We start from the raw sequence: 16,440 nt of genomic DNA on the forward strand, positions 1-16,440 counted from the left end.
GAAAAACGAGATTCGAACTCGCGACCCCAACCTTGGCAAGGTTGTGCTCTACCAGCTGAGCTATTTTCGCATTGGAATTATTATTCTTTCAATCTGTCAGAACCTTGCGTTCTTCCTTTTCGGTGGTGCCAGCTGGATTCGAACCAGCGACACAAGGATTTTCAGTCCTTTGCTCTACCAACTGAGCTATGGCACCTTTTCAATTGAGCTGTCTGCCTTATTGATGATGCAAAGATAGACGGATTATTTGAATTACGAAAGCTAAAAGCGCTTTTTTTTGCGTTTAAACGCCAACCTGCTGATTTTTAAGGAAAAAAAATAAGGGGCTATTCTACAAGAATAGCCCCTTTATTGGATATTGGTCGAGTTGATTACGATAATTTACCAACTTCTAATACCAAGTCAACGATTTTGTTTGAATATCCCCATTCGTTGTCATACCAAGATACAACTTTAACGAAGTTATCATTCAATGAAATTCCTGCTTTTGCATCGAAGATTGATGTACGTGCATCACCTAAGAAATCTGAAGAAACAACTTCATCTTCTGTATAACCTAAGATACCTTTCAATTCGCCTTCAGAAGCTTCTTTCATCGCAGTTTTGATTTCTTCGTATGAAGCACCTTTGTTCAAACGTACTGTTAAGTCAACAACAGAAACGTCTGCAGTAGGAACGCGCAATGACATACCGGTCAATTTACCTTTCAATTCAGGAAGAACCAAACCTACTGCTTTAGCAGCACCTGTAGATGAAGGGATGATGTTTTGGTATGCACCACGACCACCTCTCCAGTCTTTTACTGAAGGACCGTCTACCGTTTTTTGTGTTGCTGTAACCGCGTGTACTGTTGTCATCAAACCTTCAACGATACCAAATTTATCGTTTAATACTTTAGCGATAGGCGCTAAACAGTTTGTTGTACATGAAGCGTTTGAAACGATGTGTTGATCAGCTTTCAATTCTTTGTGGTTTACACCCATGACGAAAGTAGGGGTGTCGTCTTTCGCAGGAGCAGACATCACCACTTTTTTAGCACCTGCATCGATGTGTTTTTGAGCCAACTCTTGTGTCAAGAAGAAACCTGTAGATTCGATGATTACTTCAGCACCTACTTCATTCCATTTTAAGTTTGCCGGATCTTTCTCAGCTGTAACACGGATAGTTTTTCCGTTAACAACCAAGTTACCGTCTTTTACTTCTACTGAACCGTCAAATTTGCCATGTGTTGAATCATATTTCAACATATAAGCCATATAATCTGGTTCAACTAAGTCATTGATACCAACAATTTCAATTTCTGGACGATTGATAGCCGCTCTGAATGCTAAACGACCAATACGGCCAAATCCGTTAATTCCAATTTTCATATTCTTAATTTTTATTGATATAATATTTAATTAAATTGTGTATCGGTTCCTTTACAACGGTACCAATACTGATATTAAATTCCTCTGTAGCAACTTCCCGAAGTAAGTGCTCATAATTAAACGCTACTGAACCCGTAAAGTTAACATCACTATCCGGATATTCTTTCATTAAGGGCTTGATGTAGGTTTTGATAAACGTACGGAGCCCATTTTTAACCAATTGACTGATGAACAGATGATCCTTATTATCGAGGACAAAGTCGGTAAATGAATTCAGAAAATTTGTCGGCTGTGGCGCTATATACACCTTTTCCAAAATGGTTTTCTTGTCGATGTTAAATTCTCTTTCCAGTTTATCCCGCAGATCAATAGGTAAGGTATCTGTCATGTAATGCTTGAGCAGCTGCTGGCTATTCCAGTTTGTTGCCCCCTCATCAGCCAGAATATAACCTAGACCATAATTGTTGTCAATGATTTTTTTCCCTGTATAGTAAGCTGCATTTGATCCACTGCCAATGATGCCAATAATTCCTCTTTCGTCGCCGAAAGTCGAAATAGCCGAAGCAATGACATCATGATCAACCCGTACACGTGCATTGACGAAAAAACGCTCCAGGACATTTTTTATTTTATCCTTACGTTCCTTCGACGACGATCCGGCACCAAAAAAATAAATCCTTCTGATTTTTTCGGCATTGTTGATCAGATTGGTGTTTTTATGCAAATGCTGTAGTATGGAGCGCTCATCCTGAAGATAAGGATTGATCCCGTTCATGCGGAACCCTGTCGTGATCCGACCTTTATCAGCCAACCGCCAGTCTGAAAATCGCGACCCACTATATACTACTGCTATCATGTCTGTTTAAATTATGATTATAAAATCTCAGCCATCTCCAATAAATCAGGGCTAAGTTTAATTTCCTTATTGCTGATTGCTTCTTCAATTGGAGTTGTCTTGATTTCATTACCACGGAGCCCAACAGTAACTCGTGTGTTTCCGGCCAATAATTCATTGACAGCAGCAAAGCCCAATCTACTCGCAAGCACGCGGTCGAAACTCGTCGGAGAACCACCCCGTTGCAAATGCCCTAATATACTAACTTTCGTGTCGTAATGATCAAACTTTTCTTTTACTTTTTTTGCGACATAATAAGCACCACCATTTTGGTCGCCCTCTGCGACAATAACAATGGATGACGATTTCTTCTTAATGGCACCGTCTTCTAAATGACTAATTAAATCATCAATGGCCGTTTCTTTCTCTGGAAGTAAAATGGCTTCGGCTCCGCCAGCAATACCCGCATTTAAGGCGATACAGCCTGAATCACGGCCCATCACTTCAACAAAGAAAAGACGTTCATGTGACGCCGCAGTATCTCTGATTTTATCAATCGCTTCGATGACAGTATTGTTGGCTGTATCGTAGCCAATCGTATAATCAGAACCGTAAAGGTCGTTGTCTATCGTACCCGGAATACCTATAATAGGTATTTCAAATTCTTTGGAGAAGAAGTTAGCACCTGTAAAGGTACCGTCACCACCAATGACCACCAAGGCGTCCACGCCGGCAGCGATAAGATTGTCATAGCCTTTTCGACGGCCTTCGGGCGTCTTAAACTCCATGCAACGCGCGGTTTTTAATATTGTACCACCACGTTGTATAATATTGCTGACCGAACGCGTATCCATTTCGATGAAATTTGCGTCGATCAAACCTTGGTATCCTTGATAAATACCCGTTACTTGCAATCCTTTATGTAATGCTGTTCGAACGACAGCACGAATACAGGCATTCATGCCAGGAGCATCACCTCCTGACGTCAATACACCTATTTTTTTAATTTCTTTTATCACACGCTATATTTTAGGTTTTACGAATATAAGATTTTTATAGTGTATATTCTACACTTTGAATAAATTTTTCAATATTTTTTTGCGCATCACGTTTAGGAAGCGTATAATTGTTACAGATAACCCGATGATTAGTAACCGCTAAATTTAGCTCAGTATATTGCACATAAATAAATTTAGAAGTTTTGTATAGTAATTTTACCGTTGACTGTGTCATATTAGGCTTTCACGAAGGAGAATTAAAAGTTCTTTTGGCCGAAAGAAATGAATATCCGTTTAAGGATTGGTGGGCATTGCCAGGTTTTTTCGTGGATAATGACGAAGAGATGGAAGATGCCGTAAAACGAATTTTGTATGAGAATACAGGTTTGAAAGATGTATTTATGGATCAGCTGCATTCCTTTGCCGGATTAAAACGGCATCCAAAGGGACGTATTCTGACAGTGGCGTATTACGCCCTCGTGCAGCTGGATAATACCAAATTGAAAACCAAACCTGTTACAAACTATATGAAGCAGGCAAAATGGTTCCCCGTTCGGAATGTACCTGAACTGGCCTTTGACCATAAGCAGATTTTGGACCTCTGTCTGGAGCGGTTACAGCGCCGCCTCGCCTATAAGCCGATTGCTTTTGAGCTGCTGCCTGAAAAATTTACACTCACCCAGCTACAGCTGGTGTATGAGGGAATTTTGAATAAACCACTCGATAAACGCAATTTTAGAAAGAAAATGCAGAATTATGGCTTTCTAAAAGAGCTCGACGAAGTGCAGACTGGAGTAGCCTATCGTGCAGCAAGGCTCTATAAATTGGATAAACGAAAGTTTTTAAAACATTTTCAGAACACGGTCGCATTCTAATAGATCTGTTCGTATAATAAAAGGCAAACTTTCGAGTTTGCCTTTTTTTTTCTGAAAGTGTATGATCTTATTGGCCAGAAAGAACATTCAGTTTACTTTCATTGCTGTTGGTTCTGCGAAGTCATGAAGGTTTTGTTGTCAGGTTAATATCAAAATTAATACAATTTCAAAATTTATTTTGTCCAACATGTTACTTTTTATATTTTTGAACAATTTTTGATAAAAGTCAGAAAGTAGAAAGGAGTTTTTTGAAGAATGGAAGATAGAAAAGATCAAATCATTCATGCGGCGATAAGACGCTTTATGCATTACGGTTTTAGTAAGACTACGATGAATGAAATTGCGGAGGATATAAAAATTACCAAAGCGAATTTGTATTACTATTATTCGGAAAAGAATGCACTTATACGGGATGTGATTGTGCGTTTGACGGATGAATATAGGGAAGAGGAGGAGAAGATGGTGGCTGTGCATGTGGGCACCACCTACGAGCTGATCATTAAAATTTTGGAACTGCGCGATGCATTTGTCCGGAAATACTATATGTTGCACATGAATGAAAATCTGGAATGGATCAAGGGACTTTCCATGCAGGATTTTTTCCAGTGCCTACACGACCGTGATGTGAAAGCCTTGTTTGAGATCCTTGAGATCGGTGCCGAAAAAGGTGAAATCGATGGGGAGCATCTCTATGAAACGGCCGAAATCTATGTGGAATTGATGAAAAGTTTATCCCTGATGTGCAATATCTCCGATATCATTTCAGGAATTCCAAATCAGGATCGTTTTGATGAAGTGCTGCAAAAGCAAAAGCTGGCTACCAAGCTCTTTTTTAATGGTATAAATAAAAAGTAGATATAAAATTAGGATAAATAAATTAGGAATGAAAACAATCAGAATACTAGCCAGCCTATTATTAGGTACGATGGTTTTCCAGAGTCATGCACAGCAACAATTGAGCTTAAGTGATGCGATTAAATTTGCTTTGCAGAACAAGGCTGATGCGAAAAAGGCAGGTCTCGATGTCGTAAATGCCGAACATAAAATTGCGGAAGTTAAATCGGGTGCATTACCACAGGTCAATTTTAACGGTGGTATCACTTACAATCCAATGATTCAAAAGGTCGCTTTACCAGGAGAGCTTGTGGGCCAACCGGGAACCACAGTAATGGCTGCTTTTGGACAAAAATGGCAATCGACAAATTCGATAAGCTTAAACCAACAGCTATTTAATCAAACTGTATTTACTGGACTGAAAGCTGCCAAGACGACACGCGAATTTTATGTGATCAACAAAACATTGACCGATGAGCAATTGATCGAAAAGGTGGCCAATAGTTATTATGATGTTTATCAATCCAAATTGCAGTTAAAAACGGTTGACAATAACTTGGAAAGTACCACCAAAACTAGGGATGTCATCGAAGGACTTTTTAAGAATGGGTTAGCGAAGAAAATTGACCTTGACCGTACAAATGTAGCCGTTACAAATTTGAAAGCTTCTCGCCAGCAGCTGATTAATGCCGTTGAATTAAAAGAGAATGCACTAAAATTTGTCATTGGTATGCAGATGTCGGAGCAGATTGTTATGCCGGCGTCAACGTTTGAAACAGTTGCTCTGGATGCCATATATGACCCGCTTGATGTGTCCAGTAGAACGGAGATCCAGGTGCTCACTAAACAAAATGAATTACTAGAGTTGAACAAAAAAGCTGAAGCATCCAAATACTACCCCACTTTATCTTTGACTGCGAATTACGGTCGTCAGGGTTTGGGACCTGTTTTCCCAATCTTTTCGAAAGCTGAAGGTGTAAATTGGTCGGGATTTTCAGGAATTGGTCTTAATTTGACGGTTCCTATTTTCAATGGTTTCCTCACACGTTCTAAAGTTCGTCAGGCACAGATCGATATCGATAAGTTGCAGGTTGATATCGCGGATACAAAATTGGCACTGAATCTGGCAGCAGAAAACTCCAAGGTTCAGATTAAAAATTCTTTGTTAACAATTGAGTCAAACCGTAAGAACGTGGATTTGGCAAAATCAGTGCTGGAAGATACTAACAACAATTACAAAAATGGTCTGGCAACATTGACCGATCTTTTGGATGCGGAAAATGCCTATGCAGATGCCCAGAATAATTTAAATACCTCTTTGCTCGATTATAAAATTGCTGAAGTGCAGCTGATCAAAGCGAATGGAAATCTTAAATCACTAATTAAAGAATAATTGACTAATACAATATGAAACGCGGAATTATTACCTTACTTATTATTGCTGCTGGTCTAGCAGGAATATTTTTTGTGTTAAATAAAAATAAAAAGAAAAATGAGGCCGAAACTGCAGAGGTAGCAAAGAAAAATGTGGCTATTGCAGTGCGTATCGATACGGCAAAAGTATCTTCCATGGACTTACGTTATACGGCTAACGGAACATTTTCTCCGAAACAAGAAGTAACTGTTTCAGCTGAAACTGCAGGTAGAGTGGTGAAAGTATTGGTTGATGAAGGTTCTCATGTGAGCGCCGGGCAGACTTTGGCGATCATCGAGGGCGATAAACTGAATGTGAACGTAGCGAATGCGCAGGCTGCATTTACCAATGCGCAGGCCGATCTGCATCGCTTTGAAAGTGCCTTCTCTACAGGTGGTGTAACCAAACAACAGTTAGACCAGGTGAAATTGCAATTTGAGAATGCGAAAAATAACTTAAAAGCGTCTAAATTGAATGCTGGCGATGTGACCATCAAAACTTCGGTTTCGGGTATCGTCAATGCACGTAAAATCGAACCGGGTACTTACCTAAATGTGGGCGCTGCAGCCTTCGATATTGTCAATGTTGCCACCTTGAAATTGCGTGTCAATGTGGACGAAAAGAATGTGGCTACCTTAAGGATCGGTCAATCTGTTGATGTGACAGCGAGTGTATATGCAGACCAACGCTTTACAGGTAAAGTAACTTTTATTGCGCCTAAATCGGATGGTAGCTTAAACTTCCCGGTGGAAATCGAGGTAAATAATGCATCGAACCAATTGCGTGCTGGTATGTACGGTACAGCCATCTTCGGTGAAGGTGTTGCTAGCAATACGTTGATCGTACCTCGTAATGCCTTTGTGGGTAGTGTGAGCGACAACAAGATCTTTGTGCTGAAAAACGGTAAAGCCATCGAAACAAACGTCAAATCAGGCAGAAACTTTGGTGATTACATCGAGATCTTAGGTGGTTTGCAAAATGGGGATCAAGTGATTGTTTCGGGTCAGATCAATCTATTTGACCAAAGCCCTGTAGAGATTATTAAATAGAGCATACTGTAATCGGTAGCAGATGGAACCTCGGTTGCATAGCTATTAAAAATAAATTATTCGAATGAAAATTACCGAAATATCGATAAAACGCCCCAGTATAATTATCGTATTATTTATAATACTGACATTAGGCGGGTTGTTTTCTTATACGCGATTGGGCTATGAATTGGTCCCTAAATTTGAAATTAACGTCATTACGGTACAGACGGTCTATCCGGGAGCTTCACCTGCAGAGGTGGAGAGTTCGGTGACGAAAAAAATAGAGGATGCCATTTCATCCTTGGAAAGTATCAAAAAAGTGGAGTCGACTTCCCTGGAAGGGGTATCGATTGTCATGATTACCCTCAACAACGGTGCGGATGTCAACTTCCTGCTTACGGATGCTCAACGGAAAATCAATGCCGTGATCAACGATCTGCCGGATGATGTAAAGACACCTTCACTCTCCAAATTCTCCCTGGATGATGTGGCCATCATGAGTTTGGCCGTCACGTCCAACTTATCGGAAAAAGAACTCTACGATCTTTTGGACAATAAAATCCAGCCGGTCTTTGCGCGGATCAATGGTGTTGCCAAAGTGGACCTGATCGGTGGTGAGGAACGTGAAATCCAGATCTCTGTAGACTCGAAGAAAATTGAAGGTTATGGACTGACAATTTCGCAAGTACAGCAAATTGTAGCATCATCCAATCTCGATTTCCCGACAGGTAACGTCAGTACTCGTGATAACCGGACAACCATCCGTCTTTCGGGTAAAGTAACTTCGATCGAGGAGCTGCGTAACCTCCCGATCACAACGCCGGCAGGGGTGCAGATTTATCTGCGCGATATCGCCGATGTGCGGGATGGTATCAAAGAGATTGAAAAAGTAGCCCGCCTGGACCGTCAGAATACAATCTTATTGCAGGTCTTTAAACAGTCTGATGCAAATGCGGTAGCGGTGTCCGAAGCGGTCAAGAAAACCATTGCGGTACACGATAAAGACGGAAAAGTAATTTCTGGTGTAGAGAAGGATTATGCTGCACAGAATATTAAAATTCTGGTTGCCAATGACTCTTCAGAATTTACCTTGAATGCAGCCGATAACGTGATCCATGACTTAATGATTGCCATTGCATTGGTGGGCTTTATCATGTTGTTCTTCTTACAAAGTCTACGTAATGCGGCGATTACCATGGTGGCGATTCCTTTATCTTTGATTGCTACCTTTATTGGCTTGCTTTTGATGGGCTATACCTTAAACTTGATGTCTTTACTCGGTTTATCCCTGGTAGTAGGTATTCTTGTGGATGACGCGATCGTTGTTATCGAGAATATTCACCGCCACATGGAGATGGGTAAAAACAAGGTGCGTGCGGCCTATGATGGTGCTTCGGAAATCGGATTTACCGTAACGGCGATCACCTTGGTTATCGTGGTAGTGTTCCTGCCGATCGCGATGTCTACGGGTTTGGTGGCCAATATCCTGGCACAATTCTGTGTGACGGTAATCATCTCGACTTTATTATCCTTATTGGTGTCATTTACGGTAGTGCCTTGGTTATACTCGCGTTTCGGTAAATTGGAGCACTTGAGCAAAACTTCTTTCTTTGGTCGTATTATTCATGGTTTTGAAAGCGGTTTGAACAGCTTTACACATTGGGTTGCAGGATTGTTGACCTGGGCTTTAAAGAACGTCGGTACGAAATTGGCTACGTTGTTTTTGGCAATCGGTTTACTTGTCGCATCGTTTTTTTTGGTCGGTATGGGGTATATTGGTTCGGACTTCTTCCCGAGTATCGACCGTAAGGAGTTTTTCATCCAGTTAGAACTCGATAAAGATGCTTCCCTGGAGAAGACCAACTTGTTGACGCAAAAAGCGGAGGCTTACATTAAATCGAAACCTGATGTCAAAGAAATTATTACGACAGTGGGGCAGTCTTCGGACGGTATGGCTTCAACAACGGGTTCGCGTTATAAATCGGAGATCCATGTGATCCTCGACAAGGAAAATTTTGAGGGTAACTCACAGGTGTATTCAGCGACGCTGAAGCGTGAACTGGAAAATAAACTGATCGGTGCAAAAATCAAAACCGTCAATGTGGGTATCATGGGAGCGGAGCAGGCACCATTGAAGCTGACCATTATCGGTGCTTCTGTCGAAGATGCACAGGAATTTGCAGAGAAGGCGGCAGATCAATTACGTAAGATTCCTGGGGCTGCGGGTGTCAAATTGACTTCTGAAGCGGGTAACCCTGAGATCAATGTGAAGATCGACCGTGATAAAATGACCTCTTTGGGACTGAATGTCTCTACTGTGGGTATGACAATGCAGACGGCATTTTCAGGAAATACGGATAACAAATACAGAGCGGGTGATAACGAGTACGATATCAATATCCGCTATGCGGAAAATGGTCGTGCCAATATCGACAACGTACGTGATCTGAAATTTATCAATAATCAGGGTGCCTCTATTTCTTTGGATCAATTTGCCAATGTAACTTTTGGTTCGGGACCTACGTTGTTGGAACGTCGCGACAAGTCGCCGGCAGTATCCATTCAGGGACAGGCAATCGGTAGACCAATGGGTACCGTAGCGCAAGAGTGGCAGGCACAGTTTGAAAAACTGCCGCGTAAACCGGGTATCGTCTTTATCTGGGGTGGTAATATGGAAAACCAAACCGAAGGTTTTGGTACTTTGGGTATTGCCTTATTGGCATCTATTATCCTAGTATACTTGGTAATGGTTGCTTTATACGATAGTTTTATCACACCATTTGTGGTCTTGTTCTCGATTCCATTGTCGTTTATCGGAGCCCTATTGTTCTTGGCGCTGGGAAATCAGACCTTGAATATCTTTACGATTTTGGGTATCATCATGTTAATTGGTCTGGTGGCCAAAAATGCGATCATGCTGGTTGACTTTGCCAACCATCGTAAGGAAGCTGGCGATAATACACACGATGCGTTGGTGGCAGCCAATCACGCGCGTCTTCGTCCGATTTTGATGACGACAATTGCCATGGTATTTGGTATGATTCCTATCGCAATCGCTACTGGAGACGGTGCCGATATGAATAGAGGTCTGGCGATCGTTATCATTGGTGGTTTGTTATCTTCTTTATTTTTAACCTTGGTTGTTGTACCGGTGGTGTACTCCATATTTGACAGTCTTCAACGTCGTTTTGGAAAGAAAGAAAAGACAAATTATGAAGCCTTGATGAAGGAAGATTATGACCATGTCGACGTGGCAGAACATTAAAAAATAATACATTTTACAATAGAAAAAGGCGGCTAATAAAACATTAGCCGCCTTTTTTGTGTTAATTTTAGGTTAATCAATCGATTGCGTAAATATTTTTTATTACATTGCGGCGCATTAACAAAATATACACTTAAAATTGAGACATACATGTGTGGAATTGTAGGATACACAGGTTATCGTCAGGCGTATGGTATCGTCATTGACGGATTACAAAAGTTAGAATACCGTGGTTATGACAGTGCTGGAGTGGCATTGCATAAAGGTGAGCAGATCGATGTTTACAAAAAAACAGGTAAAGTCGCAAACTTGGAAGAGTTTGTGTACGGAAAAGATCTACAGTCGACAACAGGGATAGGCCACACCCGTTGGGCTACCCATGGTGAACCTTCTGATCGGAATGCACATCCGCATTATTCCAATAGCGGACGCATCGCTATGATTCATAATGGCATCATTGAAAACTATGCTTCCTTAAAATCAGAATTAATCAATAAGGGTTATACGTTTAAAAGTGATACCGATACAGAGGTTCTGGTCAACTTTATCGAAGAAATCCAATTGCAGAATGAATGCTCGTTAGAAGAAGCGATCCGTATTGCTTTAAAACGGGTCGTCGGGGCCTATGTGATCCTCGTATTGGAAGCTGGTCATCCGGATCGTATTATTGCAGCACGTAAGGGAAGTCCTTTGGTAATTGGTATCGGTAAAAATGAACATTTTTTGGGTTCAGATGCTTCCCCGATGTTAGCGTATACCAAAGAAGTTGTTTACATCAATGACTATGAACTGGCCATTATCACACCGGAGGAGCTGATCCTTAAAAATCTGGGTAATGAGCGCATCACACCTTATGTCCAAAAATTGGATCTGGAACTGTCAGCTATTGAAAAAGGAGGCTTTGATCACTTTATGTTGAAAGAGATCTTTGAGCAACCGCAAACGATCTTTGACTCCATGCGTGGACGTCTTGATCTGCAATCACATCAGATTACACTCAGCGGCATTGAAAAATTTGCCAATGAGATCAGCAACACCAATCGCATTGTAATTGTTGCCTGCGGTACCAGCTGGCATGCCGGGCTTATTGCAGAATATGTTATTGAGGAATTGTGCCGCATAAATGTAGAAGTTGAATATGCGTCGGAATTCCGCTACCGTAATCCGGTTATTCATCCGGGAGATGTTATTTTGGCGATTTCCCAAAGTGGTGAAACGGCTGATACATTGGTTGCGTTGGAAAATGCAAAAAAACAGGGTGCTATTATATTGGGTGTGGTCAATGTTGTTGGATCTTCTATCGCCCGACTTTCGGATGCAGGTGCCTATACCCATGCTGGACCAGAAATCGGCGTAGCAAGTACAAAAGCATTTACAGCACAGTTGACTGTATTGAACCTGATTGCCTTAAAGATTGCTTCTTTAAGAGGCTCCATCAGTGAAGAGCGTTATCAAAAACTCGCAAAGGAATTAAATGAAGTGCCTGAAAAGGTGGAGTGGATTTTGGATACGCAGGTTGATAAAATTAAAACCATTGCCAAAAAGTACAAAGATGCCCGCGACTTTCTTTTCTTGGGTAGGGGATACAATTTCCCGGTTGCCCTGGAAGGTGCGCTTAAACTCAAGGAAATTTCCTATATCCATGCCGAAGGTTACCCTGCAGCAGAGATGAAACATGGACCGATCGCATTGGTTGATGAGAACTTGCCTGTTGTTTTTATCGCTACAAAAGATGCTTATCACGAGAAGATTGTTTCAAATATTCAGGAGATCAAAGCACGTAAGGGAAAGATCATATCGGTGGTTACCAAAGGCGATACCGTTTCTGAAAATCTATCGGATGATTTTATGGAAATTCCGGAGGCCGATGAGATTATTGCGCCATTGATTTCGGTTGTACCATTGCAACTGCTATCGTATTATATTGGTGTAGAACTCGGATTGGATGTGGACAAACCACGTAACCTGGCGAAGTCGGTAACTGTAGAGTAAGGAGGCCTATGAGTGTATTGAAGAAGAAACCTTTGGAACAGCTGGGCTATGGATTTATCCCAGATGAATTTATTCCAGCAGGACAAGATGAATATACCCTGCGCTTTCAGCAAAACCCGCGTAATGACTACCGCGATCTGACGGAAACGGAGATTCAACAGTTGATTCATAACGGTAACTGGTCAAGCGACTGGACCAAGGTCAAAGTATCGGCAGTCTTCGATCCGAATCAGGTGCAGCACTGTAAGTTCTACGGTCTGGTCCGTATCGGCAATTTGAGTCCGAGTTACCTGGATTACCGCAATTTGCAGCTGCCCATTGGCCTGTACCATTCGACGATCATCAGCTCGGACTTTGGTGACGATGTTGCTGTTCATTATGTGGGCTACTTGTCCTACTTTATTGTTGGCAATGAAGTGCTGTTGAGCCAGATCAAGGAAATGGAGACCGGTAGTACAGCCAAGTTTGGTAATGGCATCCTCCGTGACGGTGAAGAGTCGGAGAAACGGATCGAGCTGGAGCTCTGCAACGAAAATGGTGCCCGCTCGGTTTACCCTTTTGATGGCATGCAGGCTGCAGATGTATACCTTTGGACCCGCAATCGACATGATCATGCTTTACAGCAGCGATTTGGAGAACTTACGGATCAAAAATTTGGAAGTCAACGCGGCTATTACAGCCAAATTGGCGACCGTTGTGTCATCAAAAATACGTTAACGATCAAGAATGTCAAGATCGGGACTGATGTTTATATCAAAGGGGTCAGCAAGCTGAAAAATGTAACCGTCAATTCCTCGCAGGAATCGTATACGCAGATCGGTGAAGGCTGTGAGCTTGTTAATGGAATTATTGGCTATGGCTGTCGTATATTTTATGGCGTTAAAGCCGTACGTTTTATCTTGGCTTCCTATTCGCAATTGAAATATGGTGCGCGCTTGATCAACTCTTATTTGGGTGACAACTCGACAATTTCCTGTTGTGAAGTATTAAATTCCCTGATTTTTCCAGCCCATGAACAGCACCATAACAACTCGTTTTTATGTGCGGCATTGGTGATGGGCCAAAGTAATATGGCTGCTGGAGCAACTGTAGGATCGAATCACAACTCCAGAGCTGCGGATGGTGAAATTATCGCGGGACGTGGTTTTTGGCCCGGACTCTGTGTCAGTCTAAAACACAACTCCAGATTTGCATCGTATTGCCTGATTGTAAAAGGGGATTTTCTGCATGAACTGGATATTAAGCTACCTTTCACCTTAGTAAGCAATGACGTACAACATGATCAACTGGTCCTGATTCCGGGGTATTGGTTTATGTACAATATGTACGCATTGGTACGGAATGCCAATAAGTATGCGGCGCGGGACAATCGACATTTCAAAAATCAATATTTTGAATACGATATGTTGGCACCGGATACGGTGAATGAAATGTTTGAAGGGATGGATATGCTGGCCTTGGCCGTTGCAGACAGCCTTCACACTGCAGCAGGGAAGGATGAGCGTGAACGTATTGTTGCCGGTCGGGCACTGCTTGCCAACAACATGGACCTAAAAGATCAGACCATCGTGTTGCAAGGGGCCGAAAATTCACGCAGACCGACTGTTATTCAGAAGGTTGGCGAGGCTTATCACTTATATCGTTCGTTTATTAAGTATTATGGTGTACTGCACCTGATGGATGCCCTCGAGGAAGGTATGTCACTGCAGGATATTATGGCCTCCTTAACGGGTCGATCGCGTACGAACTGGGAGAATATCGGTGGACAGCTGATCGAAAGCAACGCCCTGCACACTTTCTTAGATGATATCAAATCAAAAAAGATAGATTCGTGGGATGATATTCATGAATTCTATCATGATAAAAGTAAAGATTACCCCCTAGATAAACGTGAACATGCACTCTTGTCTTTAATCGAAGTCTTAAATTTGGAAGGTATGGTTTTATCAACAGATAAAATTGTATCTTTGTTGGATCAGGCGCTTGGGCACCGGATCTGGATTGGTGAACAGATTTATAAATCCCGGGCCAAAGACTACAAAAATCAGTTCAAAAACATGGTCTATGCCAATGATGAAGAACGTGATATTGTGGTCGGAAAACTGGAGGACAATTCTTTTATCAATCAACAACAAAAAGAATTAGAGATATTCAAGATAAGGGTTGCTAATTTGAAAGGGCAATTTTAAAAGAAAGGCTTCCGCTCGGAAGCCTTTTCTTTTTTGACCTGCTGTTCTTTTTGTTGACCAGTTGCTTTTTTGACCTGCTCTTCTTTGGGCAGCTGCTTCTTTTCTTTGATTTGTCACTTCTTCATTTGGCCTGCTGCTTCTTTTCTTTGACCAGTTGCTTCTGTTTTTTGTCTGTTTTCTAATCCTGGCGGCCGAGGCTGCTATGAAGCTTGCTTTTGTCGTTCCACGCCTTTACTCGTTGATTTTATCGAGCGGCTTACGTTTATTGTCTTTGATCTGTTTAAAGTGGCTTGGCGTCAATCCGGTTACTTTTTTGAATTGATTACTTAAATAGGCAACACTGGAGTAATTGAGTTTATAGGCAATCTCACTTAATGTCAGCTCATCGTAAACCAATAACTCTTTGACATATTCAATTTTCTGGCCGATGAAGTATTTTTCGATGGTGATCCCTTCAACATCCGAAAATAGATTGGAGATGTAGTTGTAATCATGGTGCACTTTCTTGCTGATGATTTCGGAAAGATTAAGGCTGGTGTCGTTATGTTGATTACGGATGAGATCCAACACCACATGTTTTACCTGTTCGATGATGACGGTTCTTTTATCGTCAATAAGTTCAAACCCAAGTTCCGAAAAATTTTCAGCAAGTTGCTTGCTCTCCGCTTTGGTCAGTTCTTCTTCAATTTCCACCTGGCCCAAAGAAATATGCTTAACATGGAGATTGAGCTTCGCCAGTTCATTTTCAACAACCATTATGCATCTATTGCATACCATATTCTTTATTGCAAGTTTCATAAGAATTATTTTAAATACAAGTTACTCATGTAAACTCAAAAATCGCTAATTTATTAGACATGGGGTTGTAATATTTAGGGTTTATCTTGTAGTATTTTGAAAATAGGCAGTGGGGAAAAATAGGACGGAAGGGTTAGATCGCCTACAGATGAGTGTAAAGGGACGGATGCTAAGCGTTTATTTCAGTCAAGGCTTTATTTCCGCTAGGGCTTTATTTCAATAGTTGTGCCTATTGGAACAGCGTCAAAAAGCTCGTCAATCTCCGAGTTTGTAAGTGCCATACAACCGAAAGTCCAGTCCATGTGGCGTTGCAATTTACCGATAAAGCCTAGTCCGTTTCGGAGTCCGTGGATCTTGATGTCGCCACCGGCATCTTTTCCTAAACTTTTGGCATGGGCGATATCTTGTTCATTCGGGTAGGAGACACCTAGGTTTTTGTGATAGTCGCTATATGGATTTTTATCGTTGATCGTATAAAGACCCTCGGGTGTTTTTAAATCACCTTCAAATTCTTTGTCGCCCACAGGTTGACCGCCTAGTGAAATACGATATGATTTTAGGAGCTTTCCCTTGCTATAGGCCAATAGTGTCCTTTTAGATTTATAGACAATCAGTTTGTCCACTTTCGCATGCCGATCCAACGTTGGTTCGGGATAAAGATTATAACCTATCAGGCCCAGGCAAAGTAAGACGAGGAGGCTGATGACTGTTTTTAAAACTATTCGACGTTTTCTAGGTCGTTTCATCTTGGCGATCGTTAGCTAATGGATAAAATGTTTAGACCGAGTGCATAACCTAGGGCTCGGCACTCGGTCTACTCATGTATTTTGATGTTACCG

General features: G+C 41.6%; 12 protein-coding genes and 1 tRNA gene. 7 read left to right on the plus strand and 6 right to left on the minus strand.

Annotated features, from left to right (window positions below; genetic code table 11):
* Positions 1–123: 123 nt before the first annotated feature.
* The 4 genes from BGP15_RS23455 to pfkA form a co-directional block, all read right to left on the minus strand.
* Positions 124–196: transfer RNA gene (locus tag BGP15_RS23455), tRNA-Phe, on the minus strand.
* A 175-nt stretch (positions 197–371) separates the two neighbouring features.
* Entirely contained in the window at positions 372–1,370 is a 999-nt protein-coding gene (gap, locus tag BGP15_RS23460) for a type I glyceraldehyde-3-phosphate dehydrogenase (protein ID WP_070561154.1), read from the minus strand.
* 4 nt (positions 1,371–1,374) lie between these two features.
* Positions 1,375–2,226 carry a hypothetical protein gene (locus BGP15_RS23465; RefSeq protein ID WP_286770833.1) on the minus strand — a complete coding sequence of 284 codons (852 nt, stop codon included), beginning with the start codon at positions 2,224–2,226 and terminating at the stop codon, positions 1,375–1,377.
* 17 nt (positions 2,227–2,243) lie between these two features.
* Positions 2,244–3,221, minus strand: a complete 978-nt coding sequence (gene pfkA, locus BGP15_RS23470) for a 6-phosphofructokinase (RefSeq protein ID WP_376749787.1) — start codon at positions 3,219–3,221, stop codon at positions 2,244–2,246.
* A 185-nt stretch (positions 3,222–3,406) separates the two neighbouring features.
* Here pfkA and BGP15_RS23475 point away from each other — a divergent pair, with 185 nt between their 5' ends.
* The 7 genes from BGP15_RS23475 to BGP15_RS23505 all read left to right on the plus strand — a co-directional run bounded on the left by BGP15_RS23475 (position 3,407) and on the right by BGP15_RS23505 (position 14,803).
* Entirely contained in the window at positions 3,407–4,078 is a 672-nt protein-coding gene (locus BGP15_RS23475) for an NUDIX hydrolase (RefSeq protein ID WP_075992906.1), read from the plus strand.
* A 255-nt stretch (positions 4,079–4,333) separates the two neighbouring features.
* Positions 4,334–4,933: a TetR/AcrR family transcriptional regulator gene (locus tag BGP15_RS23480; protein WP_070561152.1), complete on the plus strand. Its 600-nt coding sequence runs from the start codon at positions 4,334–4,336 to the stop codon at positions 4,931–4,933.
* Positions 4,934–4,961: 28 nt separating this feature from the next.
* Entirely contained in the window at positions 4,962–6,305 is a 1,344-nt protein-coding gene (locus BGP15_RS23485; RefSeq protein WP_112376346.1) for a TolC family protein, read from the plus strand.
* Positions 6,306–6,319: 14 nt separating this feature from the next.
* On the plus strand, positions 6,320–7,375 hold the full coding sequence (locus BGP15_RS23490) for an efflux RND transporter periplasmic adaptor subunit (protein ID WP_115049038.1): 1,056 nt from the start codon (positions 6,320–6,322) through the stop codon (positions 7,373–7,375).
* A gap of 64 nt (positions 7,376–7,439) precedes the next feature.
* Complete coding sequence (locus tag BGP15_RS23495; RefSeq protein WP_286770834.1) at positions 7,440–10,622, plus strand: efflux RND transporter permease subunit; 3,183 nt, start codon at positions 7,440–7,442, stop codon at positions 10,620–10,622.
* A 150-nt stretch (positions 10,623–10,772) separates the two neighbouring features.
* A complete protein-coding gene (gene glmS, locus BGP15_RS23500) occupies positions 10,773–12,614 on the plus strand; it encodes a glutamine--fructose-6-phosphate transaminase (isomerizing) (RefSeq protein WP_046672460.1) in 1,842 nt (613 codons plus the stop codon).
* Positions 12,615–12,622: 8 nt separating this feature from the next.
* A complete protein-coding gene (locus BGP15_RS23505) occupies positions 12,623–14,803 on the plus strand; it encodes a DUF4954 family protein (protein ID WP_201639155.1) in 2,181 nt (726 codons plus the stop codon).
* A 231-nt stretch (positions 14,804–15,034) separates the two neighbouring features.
* Here BGP15_RS23505 and BGP15_RS23510 read toward each other — a convergent pair whose 3' ends face one another.
* Both BGP15_RS23510 and BGP15_RS23515 read right to left on the minus strand, forming a co-directional pair.
* Entirely contained in the window at positions 15,035–15,601 is a 567-nt protein-coding gene (locus BGP15_RS23510) for an AraC family transcriptional regulator (RefSeq protein ID WP_070561147.1), read from the minus strand.
* Positions 15,602–15,804: 203 nt separating this feature from the next.
* Entirely contained in the window at positions 15,805–16,347 is a 543-nt protein-coding gene (locus BGP15_RS23515; protein ID WP_070561146.1) for a L,D-transpeptidase family protein, read from the minus strand.
* Positions 16,348–16,440 lie beyond the last annotated feature (93 nt).

This window comes from Sphingobacterium sp. 40-24 (assembly GCF_001899705.1).
Classification (GTDB): Bacteria; Bacteroidota; Bacteroidia; order Sphingobacteriales; family Sphingobacteriaceae; genus Sphingobacterium; species Sphingobacterium multivorum.

What these genes read in the sequence shown, in the direction of transcription:
- gap (WP_070561154.1), bottom strand. Translation starts at nt 1,370, where the DNA reads ATGAAAATTGGAATTAACGGATTTGGCCGTATTGGTCGTTTAGCATTC.
- BGP15_RS23465 (WP_286770833.1), bottom strand. Translation starts at nt 2,226, where the DNA reads ATGATAGCAGTAGTATATAGTGGGTCGCGATTTTCAGACTGGCGGTTG.
- BGP15_RS23480 (WP_070561152.1), top strand. Translation starts at nt 4,334, where the DNA reads ATGGAAGATAGAAAAGATCAAATCATTCATGCGGCGATAAGACGCTTT.
- BGP15_RS23485 (WP_112376346.1), top strand. Translation starts at nt 4,962, where the DNA reads ATGAAAACAATCAGAATACTAGCCAGCCTATTATTAGGTACGATGGTT.
- BGP15_RS23490 (WP_115049038.1), top strand. Translation starts at nt 6,320, where the DNA reads ATGAAACGCGGAATTATTACCTTACTTATTATTGCTGCTGGTCTAGCA.
- BGP15_RS23495 (WP_286770834.1), top strand. Translation starts at nt 7,440, where the DNA reads ATGAAAATTACCGAAATATCGATAAAACGCCCCAGTATAATTATCGTA.
- glmS (WP_046672460.1), top strand. Translation starts at nt 10,773, where the DNA reads ATGTGTGGAATTGTAGGATACACAGGTTATCGTCAGGCGTATGGTATC.
- BGP15_RS23505 (WP_201639155.1), top strand. Translation starts at nt 12,623, where the DNA reads ATGAGTGTATTGAAGAAGAAACCTTTGGAACAGCTGGGCTATGGATTT.
- BGP15_RS23510 (WP_070561147.1), bottom strand. Translation starts at nt 15,601, where the DNA reads ATGAAACTTGCAATAAAGAATATGGTATGCAATAGATGCATAATGGTT.
- BGP15_RS23515 (WP_070561146.1), bottom strand. Translation starts at nt 16,347, where the DNA reads ATGAAACGACCTAGAAAACGTCGAATAGTTTTAAAAACAGTCATCAGC.